At 34.7% G+C, this 12308-nt stretch carries 8 protein-coding genes and 1 pseudogene; all 9 read left to right on the top strand.

Going from position 1 to position 12308, the window contains the following annotated elements; translation table 11 throughout:
* Positions 1-32 precede the first annotated feature (32 nt).
* Positions 33-653, top strand: a complete 621-nt coding sequence (locus ACFQU5_RS04820; RefSeq protein WP_390285299.1) for a hypothetical protein — start codon at positions 33-35, stop codon at positions 651-653.
* Positions 654-1294: 641 nt separating this feature from the next.
* Positions 1295-2521, top strand: a complete 1227-nt coding sequence (locus tag ACFQU5_RS04815; RefSeq protein WP_390285297.1) for a GNAT family N-acetyltransferase — start codon at positions 1295-1297, stop codon at positions 2519-2521.
* A 180-nt stretch (positions 2522-2701) separates the two neighbouring features.
* Positions 2702-3661 (top strand): LCP family glycopolymer transferase, encoded by a 960-nt coding sequence (locus tag ACFQU5_RS04810; RefSeq protein WP_390285295.1) that lies wholly within the window; start codon positions 2702-2704, stop codon positions 3659-3661.
* A 285-nt stretch (positions 3662-3946) separates the two neighbouring features.
* Positions 3947-5635 (top strand): phospho-sugar mutase, encoded by a 1689-nt coding sequence (locus ACFQU5_RS04805; RefSeq protein WP_390285293.1) that lies wholly within the window; start codon positions 3947-3949, stop codon positions 5633-5635.
* Positions 5636-5823: 188 nt separating this feature from the next.
* On the top strand, positions 5824-6090 hold the full coding sequence (locus ACFQU5_RS04800) for a hypothetical protein (protein WP_390285291.1): 267 nt from the start codon (positions 5824-5826) through the stop codon (positions 6088-6090).
* Between the two features lie 1337 nt (positions 6091-7427).
* Positions 7428-9263, top strand: a complete 1836-nt coding sequence (locus ACFQU5_RS04795; RefSeq protein WP_390285289.1) for a polysaccharide biosynthesis protein — start codon at positions 7428-7430, stop codon at positions 9261-9263.
* A 103-nt stretch (positions 9264-9366) separates the two neighbouring features.
* On the top strand, positions 9367-10449 hold the full coding sequence (locus ACFQU5_RS04790) for a DegT/DnrJ/EryC1/StrS family aminotransferase (RefSeq protein ID WP_390286513.1): 1083 nt from the start codon (positions 9367-9369) through the stop codon (positions 10447-10449).
* Positions 10446-10784: pseudogene (locus ACFQU5_RS04785) on the top strand (sugar transferase); the annotation flags it as partial. The gene ACFQU5_RS04790 and the pseudogene ACFQU5_RS04785, both read left to right, overlap by 4 nt.
* 47 nt (positions 10785-10831) lie before the next feature.
* Positions 10832-12076 (top strand): carboxylate--amine ligase, encoded by a 1245-nt coding sequence (locus tag ACFQU5_RS04780; protein WP_390285287.1) that lies wholly within the window; start codon positions 10832-10834, stop codon positions 12074-12076.
* Positions 12077-12308: the final 232 nt, after the last annotated feature.

Here is a 12308-nt window from a genome sequence, read left to right as displayed (position 1 = left end):
ATTTATCAATAATTTTATTTGGAGTGAAACATATGAAGAAATACTTGGAAGCTATTCCGATAATAATTCTTTTACCCTTGGTTGCAGGCATAGGCCTGTACTTTGCTGATAGTACGGATGGACAAAAAGTTGATAAGTATATAAAAGAAAAATATGGATTTAAAATAGGCATAGAAGAGATAATTGAAAAGGGAATTGCTTCTCATCCTACGTTTGTGGTATTTCCGGTAAAACATCCGGATATTATATTCAAAGCAACCCTGAATCCTTCGACAGAAACGGTTATTGATGATTATCCTGAAGCATTGAAAGCCGACAAAGCTTTGCATAAATTAGAGAAAGTGATTCCAGCGATTGAACAACTGGGATTTGAAAGTTACAATGAAGAATTTAAAGTAAGTTATACAGGTTCCAAAATCCGTACGCTTAATTTATATTCTACCACGCCGATCGAAACGGCTTCGTTTAAAGAAGAACAATTGGAACGTTTCTTTGAATTGCAGCAATTGATTAAAGAAAGCGGCGCCAGTATTAAACATGTGATGGTAGAAGACAATCGTGAACCAGTAGAAAGCAATACCATTTATTTCGCAATGGCAGATATGAAAGAGGCGAAAAAAAAGGAAGAAGTCTTGAAGTTTTTAGCCAAATAAAAGTGAATTTAATAGTAATGGCATATTACGAAGAAAACAGGAATTGAGCACCGAGAATAGAAAAGCAATCATAAAGGATAGAAAATGATTGAACGGTTTTTTATGTTTTAAAATGTTAAATACAAAGCTGTATAGTTTTTAATTTTACATTTGTTATATAGGTTAATGATCGCTATGAACAAAAAATGGATAACCAAAAGTTGGTGATGTTTTGAAAAATGAATGGGAGCAATACATAAGGGAAACTTTCCGACTATGCAAAGAAAATTCCTCCATTTTCACGTTTTTCGAGTCGATAGGCGGAAGTTCTCCGTCTATCCATACTACTCCGCTAAGATGAAAAAGAATTTAAAATAACTTCAACGATCGAGCGCTTACATTGAATAACAAAATGCTTTATATACAAGATTTATTAAAAACTAAATTGTGCATAAAGCCTTGATTTCTATGCAGAATACAAAAACCCATAAACATTAGATTTTATTAGCCAAATACAGCCGCAGCCGAAACTACACTCGCATATTCCTCTTTGCATTTCTAAAAAATGTACCTATTTATAATGAAATTAACGCACTTTTGAAAAAATCCCATGCACTATACATATACTTGGTAGTACAAATACATGCAAATAGGTGATAGATGTGAATCAACGGAAAGGCTTAGTAATGCGGGAGATTCGAATGGCGGAAATGGCGCAATCGATTGATTTGCTCAATTATGTGTTTCAAATGTCGATGTCGATGAAAAAGGACCGTCGCTTTGTCAGTGAGAAAAGCCGACAGTTCAATGTGGGGCATGCGTTGGGCTGGTTTGATGGCAATCAGTTAGTTTCACAAATCTTGAGTTTGCCGTTTCAGGTGAATGTCTATGGGGTGACGTATGAAATGGGCGGCATCACAGCGATTGGAACATACCCGGAATACTCGAAGCAAGGGCTGATCGATAGCCTCATTAAAAAGACGCTCGCCGTCATGCGGGAAGAAGGACGTTATATTTCGTATTTATTCCCTTTTTCGATTCCTTATTATCGGAAAAAAGGATGGGAAATCATGAGTGATATCGTGGAATTTCAGGTGAAGGACACACAGTTCCCAAACTATGCCGAAGTATCCGGGAAGATCCGTCGGGTCGACACACGAGACGAGGATTTGGTCAGTGTCTACGAAAAATACGCCTCCCGAACCCATGGCGCCATGATACGCAATACCATTGCCTGGAATGAAAAGTTCCATGAAGACTTCTGGGAGGAAAAGTTCGTCGACACCGATGTCCAACTGCAGGCAGCTGTTTACTATGATGAAGAAGATGAGCCCCAAGGCTATTTGTTTTACCGTGTGATGGAAGAAAATTTTTATATTGATGAAATCGTCTATTTACAGGAAGAGGCTCGAAAAGGCTTGTGGAACTTCGTTTCCGCCCACAAATCCATGGTCTATAATGCGTATGGCAAAACAGCCGGAAACGAACCCGTTGCATTCTTGCTCGAAGACAGCGAAATCATTCAAAAGGTCTCGCCGTATTTTATGGCCCGTATTGTGGATGTGGAGAAATTTTTACAAACCTATCCATTTGATGAACCGAATTTCCACGTTCGTTTTAAAGTGACAGATCGGCTGGTTGACTGGAATAACGGAATCTATGACATTCAATCGACGGATTGGAAAGTGACAATTACGAAGTTGGAGACAGTGGAAGAGGATGACCTGACTGTGCAAATGACCATTCAAACGTTGGCCACCATGCTGCTAGGCTACAAACGTCCCAAATACCTCGATCAAATTGAACGTTTAAAAGGAAAAGGAGAAACCATCGCGGTATTGGAAGACATTTTGCCGGTTGGTAATCCTACTTTTATAGATTACTTTTAAAAAATATCGTTTAAAAAGTCTCGTTGGGAGACTTTTTTCATATATAAATAGGACATATGATTCCATTATTGCACCAATAGCCGATGATCGGTGTATCACAAAATGATGTTTTATGTAATCATATAGTCCTGTTAATCATTTAAATAAACAAACACTCGCTTAAACAAGAGGTGGTCAATAATGAATACAAGCACCACGAATATTAAAGAGAGCAAACGGTCATCAAAAAAACGCAAATTTGTAATGTGGGGTGGCATAATCGTCAGCCTTTTGGTTTTAGCAACCGTTGGGATAGCTGCAAAACTATACACTGATACAAAAAACACAGTTGAAGTTTTATATGAAGAAATTGAGAAATCTGAACTAAGAGAAGAAGTTGTCAGTATCGAAAAAAAAGAACCGATTTCGATCTTAATGCTAGGTGTTGACGAACGAGAAGGGGACGTTGGTCGTTCCGATACGATGATTGTCTTGACGATTAACCCTGAAACAAAGGATACGAAAATGCTAAGTATCCCGCGAGATACTCGAACAGAAATTGTAGGTCATGATACGACAGATAAAATCAACCATGCCTATGCCTTTGGTGGCATTGAAATGTCTCGTCAAACGGTTGAGAACCTGCTCGAAATTCCAATTGACTATGTCGTACAGGTGAACATGGAAAGCTTTAAAGATATTGTCGATATCGTTGGTGGGATTACCATCCAAAATGATTTGGAGTTTGCAGCTGCTGGCACTGAATTTCCAGTAGGAATGATTACTTTAAATGGTGAAGAAGCGTTAGGGTATGTACGGATGCGCTATGAAGATCCAGATGGTGACTTTGGACGCCAAAACCGCCAGAAAAAAGTCATTCAAGCCATTTCACAATCTGCCGTAAGTGTCGATACAGCCCTCAATTACAAATCAATCTTCGCCACACTTGAGGATAATGTAAGACTGAATGCTTCCTTTGATGAATTAAGAACGATTCAAAAAGGATACCAAGAAAGCTTTAACTCCATCGAACAGCTCTATATGAACAATGGACAAGGGACCATGATTGACGGGATTTACTACTATATCCCCGATGAAACCGAAATGGAAACAATTAAATCCTCATTGAAAACACATTTAAGTGTCGAAGAAATCCATTAAGCAATAAGCTAATTAAATAACCAAAACACGAAGAAAGGAAAGTGAGCTTTCTTCGTGTTTTTATTATAAAGAGTAAATGATAGTAGATTCCAAAAATATATTCTTCTAATAAACTAATGGCATAATTTGTTATTGATTAGCTAGTTGTGGGATAGTAGATAATGATATATTTAATTGGCAAACTCTATTAAATTTTAGTTTGAAAGGATATTATTAATGAAATGAAGTAAATAGAATTTATGCTTATTTTACCTTTATCAGCTTGAAAGGATAGGTGAATTCCAAGTGCAATCTACATATTCAAATTGGCAAAAAAAACAGATCCCTGAAAATTTACGAGATGAACTAATTTTTATTTCTGAGGACGAAAAACTCATAGAAGATTGCTTCTACCAATATGTTTCCTTTGGTACTGGCGGAATGCGTGGCTTACTTGGAGTGGGGACAAACCGTATCAATATTTATACGATTCGCAGAGTTTCTGAGGGGCTTGCCCGTTATATTGAGTCGAAAGGGGAAGAAGAGAAACGGCGAGGCGTTGTAATAGCTTATGATACACGCCATTTCTCAAAAGAATTTGCTATGGAAACGGCCAGTGTGCTGGGTGCCCATGGTATTACTTCCTATATCTTTAAGGAATCACGTCCAACTCCACAGTTATCTTTTGCAGTTCGTGATCTCAATGCCTTTGCAGGTGTTGTGATTACCGCTTCCCACAATCCAAAACAATACAATGGCTTCAAAGTGTATGGGGAAGATGGAGCACAGCTTGTTCCAGCAGGAGCGAATGCGATTGTTGCACATATGGACGAGATTGAAGACATTTTCGAAATTGAAACTCGGAACATAAACGAGTTGGAGTTACAAGGAATTGCTCACTGGATTTTAGAAGAATTGGATACGAGCTACTTAAATGAACTTTTATCATTAAAAGAAAATGCCCATATTGATTTACATTTGAGTATCGTTTATACTCCTCTTCATGGTTCTGGTTTAGTTCCTGTTAGTGTAGGATTACGCCAATTTGGATTTAGTAATGTACATGTAGTGGACGAACAAACTGTTCAAGATGGTTCTTTCCCAACAGTTTCCTATCCAAATCCTGAGGAAGCGGAAGCCTTTAAGCTTTCGATAGAGCTTGGAAAACGAGTAGGAGCTGATTTATTATTGGCTACAGACCCAGATGCCGACCGTTTAGGTGTGGCTGTTCGAAATGGTCAGAGCTATGAATTATTAACAGGCAATCAGTTAGGTTCTTTATTGTTAGATTATCTTTTAAAAATTCAGCTAGAAAATGGGGAATTGCCTTCAAATGGTGCGATTATTAAGACCATAGTAACAGGGGAACTTGGTGCTAAAATAGCTGCCAAATATAATATTGCTACGGTTAATACGCTTACAGGATTTAAATATATTGCTGAAAAAATTGCAGAGTATGAGGAATCTGGAGAATATTCATATCTATTTGGCTATGAAGAAAGCTATGGGTATTTAATCAAAACCTTTGCACGCGATAAGGATGCGGTGCAAGTAGCTTTAAAAGTCGCTGAAATGACTGCCTATTATGCTCAACAAGGTAAATCTCTCATAGATGTGCTCAATGAATTATACAAAGAATTTGGTTACCATAAAGATGCACTTGTTTCGTTAACATTTGAAGGAAAAGACGGTCAGGAGAAAATGGCAGCTATTTTAAGTCATTTACGTGAGATGCTTCCATCTGAGCTTGCTGGGATTTCAGTAATTCGAATAGAAGATTATTTAACTCGGGGGGCAATCTTAGCTGACGGTACAGTAGAAGATATACTTCTTCCGCAAGAAAACGTATTGAAATTTGTTTTAGAGAATGGTTCATGGGTCGCCATCCGTCCATCGGGTACCGAACCAAAATGCAAATACTATTTTGGAATAGTGGCAGATTCCCAGGAAGAAGCAGAGAACCTATTAGCTGATTTGAAAAGTGCTTTTCTATAGTTAACCTTAAAAACCTTCCGTAATGGAAGGTTTTTTATTGCTATTAATTAATTCATCGCGTAAAGAATGAATCATACCTCTCCATTTCCCCACCTTCTATAAAATACTTTGATGTTTTTCATTCCAATAAATGGTATAATTCCGTTGGATTTAATATTAAAGAATTTATTTAAATAGGAAACGGCTAAGTGAAACAAAAGACAACCATAATTTTATTAATTTCCTTTACATTATTTTTAATTTTTAGCCTTTATGCTAAGGACTATTTAGTAGTCAATGAAGACCCTCTAAAATCAGATGTAATAGTTGCATTGAGCGGATACAGTGGTCGATTAGAAAACGGGACTACTAAAGAAGAGGCTATTGAATTTGGAAATTCCAAAGAGTTACATATTATTGAAGAACAGGCAACTAGTACTTATACGAATGCTGTTATGCAAAAGAAGAAATGGTGAAGTATCATTTAGATTCTGCTTTTGTTTTTACTTCAGATTTATCAAAAAAACGACGAGCAAAGTTAATTTTTGAATGAGTATATAAAGGGACTGGAATTGAGCTAACCTATGTTTCAACAGCATCTGGTGAAGCGATTGGAGATTTTTCTATGAGCATGACTTTTAGGGAATATGTGAAGTTATTTGGCTATTTAATAGGATTATATTATTTAATCGATCTATAATAACAAGCTGTTTCTATTAAGACTTTGTTGTTTGGATTTGAACATCCTAAAAATTCTGCAGAATTTACAGTAGATGGCTATTCAAAAACTTACAACAATGTAACTAGGTTACAAAAGGTCCAAATAATCTTAAAAAGATTGTACGATAAAGGGACTAGCAAAAAATTGTATAACTTGAAGAAATTCTGCTGTTGACATTCCTACGTTTATTGATTATTTTATAGCTATTTCTTTTTGAATAGGTAACTAAAAGGGAGAGCGGAAAATGCTCTTACTTTTAGTTACCTTCTTTTTTACTAATGGAAACTGGAAAACCGCTGACTATTTTATTTAATGAAGTTTCATCTGTAATAATAATCTAGATGAGTGCATTATATTAATTATAGTTTTTCATATTTACTTATGATATTGAAGAAAAAATTTTTCAAGGAATATACTCAATAATTTACACTAATGATTGATTACCGTGAAAGTCGACTAATTACATATTATTTTATTGAGTCTTTAGTTCTAACGAAGCTAGGGCGTAATATAATGGTTTTAAGTGAAGGTTGTTTTGAATTTCCTTTATTAGAATAATATAACGCTTAGGGGAAATAGTCTGAATGGAAGGAGAGTTATCGTGAAAACATAGTATATTATTTTCCATAAAAAAAGAAAATTTTCATAATTTTTATTCATTCTAAATAGTATAAAGTAACTAATATTAAATCTGAGAAAACATTCTTTTAGATTTTGAATCAATACATTTCACATATACAATCTTTAATCACTCTTCGCAATATTTTTCAATAACAGATTGATTACTTCGTAAATAACTCGATTATATCTTGCCAAAATGCTTAGATTCTATTTAACTCACATTAGTAGCAATACAAGATGAAACACTTCAAGATTATATTATAAAAAATAAAAGTGGGAGAATGATGTCGGCATGCATCCGAGTAGTTCAACTAACATTTAGTGGTATTATGGTCGATTCAAAGGGACAAGCTCTGCTTATGAGGTTGCTCGTCACAAGAATGAGTATCTTTATAGCAGGATCAGCACTAACATGCACTATATGTTAGCCCACCACTCATAATGAAGTTTCACTTTTTAAGAGGTGTTATTGTGAATCATACATTAAGGTATTCTATTTTTTTTATTTTAGATTCAGTGATGGTGCTATCTGCAATATTTATTAGCCATTGGTTATTGAATCCTTCAATAAAAGATAATGATACATTAATCATTATTAGTTCGATTGCTTTATTAATTAGTCATCACATAATGGCTTACTTTTGTCGTCTGTATAATCGGGTTTGGAGTGTCGCAACAGTAAAAGAATTACTGCTTATTGGCTATTCGGTAACCATTTGCGTATTCGCCACATGTATTATGCAGTTTTTTGTCAAAGGAGAAATTTATTTTCGAATAATGGCCATTACGTGGCTCCTACATATAGTTCTAATTGGAGGGTCACGTTTTTTAGTGCGATTATTCCATGATTATCGAAATAAAATCCCTCCACAAGAAGAACTGAAAAAAGTGCTCATTGTTGGTGCTGGAGAAGCAGGAATAATACTTATTCGCAGTATAAAAAGAATTCAAAATTCCAAACTTTTAATAGTTGGTATAGTGGATGACAACCCTTATAAGCAGAATTTAACATTAATGGGCATAAAGGTTTGCGGGACAACCAATGAGATTCCAAGAATTGTTCAAGAGAAACAAGTTGACGAAATCATTTTGGCAATTCCCTCTCTAGGGAAAATAGGTATTCGTAAAATTTATAATCTCTGTGCAAATACGAACGCAACAATTAAAACAATGCCAAAAATAGAAGACATCATGATGGGTAAAGTTTCAGTTAATGATATTCAAGAGGTCAAAATAGAACAATTGCTGGGTCGGGACGAAGTAAAGCTAGATATGGAAGCAATTTCGAATAAGTTATTAAACAATGTAATCCTTGTTACAGGTGCAGGTGGATCAATAGGGTCAGAAATTTGTAGACAAGTGATACATTTTGAACCCAAAAAAATTATTTTATTAGGTCATGGCGAGAACTCTATTTACAAAATTCATATGGAGTTGTTAGAAAAATACACCGATAGAAATATTGAGTTAATCCCAATTATAGCTGACATTCAAGATCGAGATAGAATATTTGAAGTTGTCGAACACTTTCAACCAGATGTAATCTACCATGCTGCAGCCCACAAGCATGTTCCTTTAATGGAAGAAAATGCGAGAGAAGCTGTAAAAAACAATATTTTTGGCACAAAAAATGTTGCTGAAGCAGCACATCACTACTGTGTATCTAATTTTGTATTGATTTCAAGTGATAAAGCGGTTAATCCAACAAATGTAATGGGTGCAACGAAACGTATAGCCGAAATGGTCGTACAAAACTTAGCTTCATATAGTGATACCAATTTTACAGCTGTTCGTTTTGGAAATGTACTTGGTTCCCGTGGAAGTGTATTACCACGATTTAAAGCCCAAATTGCATCTGGTGGTCCAGTCACAGTGACACATCCTGAAATGACAAGGTATTTTATGACCATCCCGGAAGCATCAAGACTAGTCATTCAAGCAGGGGTACTTGCTGAAGGTGGGGAAGTCTTTGTGTTAGATATGGGTGAGCCAATTAAAATAGTAGATTTAGCGGAAAATTTAATAAGGTTATCAGGTTTTACGAAAGAAGAAATCCAAATCGAGTTCTCAGGTATTCGCCCTGGGGAGAAGATGTTCGAAGAATTATTAAATGAAGAAGAAATTCAAGAACAAAATGTCTTTCCGAAAATCCACGTTGGGAAAGCCAATACAATGGATAGAGATCTATTACATTTAATCTTGAAAGATTTAGAAATGCTAGAAATCAATGAAATGAAACGAAGGGTAATCAATATCGCTAATGGTAAGTGGGTTAGCTCAAAAATTCAACCGAAAACTACTGCTTGAGGAACTAAAATAAGAAAGAGGTAGGAAATTGAATAAGGATTCTTTGAAAAATACAGGGTATGCGAATTCTTATAAAACTAAAATCTATCTTTCATCCCCTCATATGAGTGAGGAAGGTTTCGAAAGAAATTATATAAAAGAGGCGTTTGATACAAATTGGATTGCTCCTATAGGACCGAATGTAGACGGATTCGAAAAAGAATTCACATCTAAAATAGGCATCAAGTCAGCTGCTGCGCTTTCGTCTGGTACAGCTGCTATCCATATGGCATTAAAGGCTGCTGGAGTTGAGAAAGGAGATCTAGTATTTTGTCCAACGTTAACTTTTTCAGCAACGGCAAATCCAATTATCTATCAAAATGCAATTCCAGTTTTTATTGATAGTGACTTTGAGACATGGAATATGTGCCCACTTGCATTAGAAGAAGCTTTTGAAAAATACCCCAATGTAAAGGCTGTACTCGTCGTTCATCTATATGGTTTATCCGCCAATATGGAGCCAATCATAGAGATATGTAACCGAAAAAATGTCCCGGTTATTGAAGATGCTGCAGAAAGTTTAGGATCCTACTATAAAAGAAGGCATACAGGAACGATTGGAGACTATGGCATTTTTTCTTTTAATGGCAACAAGATTATTACCACTTCAGGTGGAGGCATGCTTGTTTCAAATCATAAAGAGAGTATTGAAAAAGTAAAATTTTGGGCAACTCAATCGAAAGACAAGGCCAAATACTATCAGCATAGTGAATTAGGCTTTAACTATCGAATGAGCAATGTGGTGGCAGGGATTGGCAGAGGCCAATTGATGGTTTTAGATCAACGCGTGCAAAAGAAAAGGTATATTTTTGAGTATTATCATCGAGAGTTAGCTCGACTCGATGAACTTGAATTTATGCCAATCAATCAATGGAATGAACCGAACTATTGGCTAAGTTGTATCACGTTAAAGGAGAACATAAAGCCGCTAGATATGATTGATGCACTAGAAAAAGAAAACATTGAATCCAGGCATCTATGGAAGCCTATGCATCTACAGCCCTACTTTGAAAAATTCGACTTTGTTGGAACAATTGCAGCTCAGAAGTTATTCGAAACCGGTGTTTGTTTACCTTCTGATACGAAAATGACAGATAGAGATTTGGAGAGAGTTGTGGAGACTATTAAAAAGCTGTGGAAAAAATGAATAAAAACAAAGTTGACATTTATAGAAGGTTTATCAAAAGACCACTAGATTTTATATTGGCTTTAGTCGCCTTAATATTTTTTTTCCCATTCCTTCCAATCATTTCGTTTTTAGTGAAAATAAAATTAGGAAGTCCTATCATATTTCAACAGAAAAGTCCGGGTTTAAACGAAAGAATCTTTACCATGTATAAGTTTAGAACCATGAATGGTGAAAGATAGGAGACTGGAGTTTTGAACCACGATATTTTGAGATTAACAAAATTCGGGACATTTCTAAGATCTACAAGTTTGGATGAATTACCCGAATTAATAAATATTATTAAAGGTGATATGTAATTTATTGGAACTCGACCATTATATTAATAAGGAGCTAAAGCGGAATGGAACACACTCATCCTTTTTTACCAATAATAATTGGTACAGATACAAATGCTTATGGAATGTCAAGGGCATTTTATGAAGAGTATGGGATTAAACCTCTTTTATTGGGACACAGAGGAGAGAATCGTGGAATAAAAAGATTAATATTAGGTGAGATTAGTGCGATTGCAACTCAAAACAGTAGAATTGTGAATTTTCAAGAGATTAACAACGATCCAAGTTCTTTTGTTTCTGTACTCGAAAATATTGCAAATCAATTTCCCGAAAAAAAATTAATTCTTCTTGTATGCGGAGAAGAGTATGCAAAACTGGTTATTGAAAACAAAGAAGCCTTGCAAAAACATTTTATTATTCCTTATACAGATAAACAGCAAATGGATAATCTTTTGTTAAAAGAAGATTTTTATAAGCTATGTGAGAAATATAATTTTAAATATCCTAAAACTTATATTGTAACATACAATAACTTTAAAATAACTAACTTCAAATTTGACTATCCTATTATTATTAAAGCTTCAAATTCTATTGAATATTTAAAGTGTGAATTTTCAGGAAAGAAAAAAGTTTTTATTGCAAAGGATGAAAGCGAGAAAGATGAGATTTTAAAAGCAATATATGCTTCATCTTATAGAGATAATATAGTAATCCAGGAATATATTCCTGGGGATGATTCTTATTTGCGTGTTGTCCATGTGTATGTTGGGAAAGATAGAAAAGTAAAATTAATGTACTTAGGAAAACCACTTTTAGCAGATCCTACACCTAGTTCAATTGGTAATTATACAGCATTGATTCCTACATTCGATAAACAGCTTCTGGAGAATTTAAGATTCTTACTAGAGGATATTGGTTATACCGGTTATGCAAATTTTGATATCAAACAAGACCCTCGAGATGAACAGTATAAATTATTAGAAATAAATATTCGTAACGGAGCTTCTAACTACTCAGTAACTTCAAGCGGTTATAATTTTATGAAGTATGTAGTAGATGACTATATATTTGATATCGACCAAAAACTAACATATGTACAAGAAGGAAATTTATGGAGGATTATCCCCAAAAGAGTATTGTTTAAATATTTAAAAAATGAAGAATTAAGGATTGAAGCGAAGAAACTAATTAGAGAAGGAAAAAACACTTCCACCCTCTACTATCATAAAGATATGAATGTGAAAAGATGGATGAAATTAAAACTATTTGATTATTACTATTATTATAAGTACTGGAAATACTCAAATTAGAATTTGTCTTCCAATTTGTAGTCGATAAGATTCATTAAAATAAAGTATCAATAGTGATTAATAATTTTATTCTTTTATACACTGATTAATATACAAGTTCTTGTCAATAAATACTTCTACAAATTTACCCCCTAAACTCCAAAAAAGAACTTAGTTGCAAGTAACCTACCCAGTCTAAAATAAGAAACAACTAACTTTACATTGTTTTAAATATTTTAAAATATTCATATAA

Origin of the sequence: Ureibacillus sp. GCM10028918 (assembly GCF_042666115.1) — a bacterium.
Classification (GTDB): Bacteria; Bacillota; Bacilli; order Bacillales_A; family Planococcaceae; genus Ureibacillus.
The sequence above is the reverse complement of the archived record's forward strand: the minus strand, read 5'-3'. Positions and strand labels throughout refer to the sequence as shown.